The sequence below is a fragment of the Massilia mucilaginosa genome, from assembly GCF_011682145.1.
In the GTDB taxonomy this organism is placed as follows: Bacteria; Pseudomonadota; Gammaproteobacteria; order Burkholderiales; family Burkholderiaceae_D; genus Telluria_A; species Telluria_A mucilaginosa.
Window position 1 is genome coordinate 1 of record NZ_WHJH01000278.1, and the last position, 333, is coordinate 333.

The following is a 333-nucleotide window of genomic DNA, read 5'->3' on the forward strand; positions in this document are numbered from 1 at the left end:
AGCCGCCATCGCGGACGCGATGGTTGCGGCCGGAAGCACCCCGGCTTTGCGCACTGTGCGCGAGCGACTGGGAAACATGGGGAGCTTGGGCACCATCAGCAAGCTGTTGCAGCAATGGCGCGCGGATCGGGAAAAGAAGATCGCCAGCGCATTGACCTTGCCGGCGGGAGTGCAGCGCGCCATTCTGGAATTTATGGGACAGGAACTGTCCAGCGCGAAAGCGGCGCTGGAAACGGAACTGGCCGAACAACAGCAAGAGGCGGCTGATCTCGCCACCGAGAATGAGCGCCAGGGTGCAGAGATCGAGGGCCAGGGCGACGCGCTGACCGCGCG

1 protein-coding gene is annotated in these 333 nt (G+C 64.6%); it reads left to right on the forward strand.

Annotated features, from left to right (window positions below; translation table 11 throughout):
• A partial coding sequence (locus F2P45_RS34850; RefSeq protein ID WP_187367265.1) for a DNA-binding protein occupies positions 1-333 on the forward strand: 333 nt, incomplete at both ends.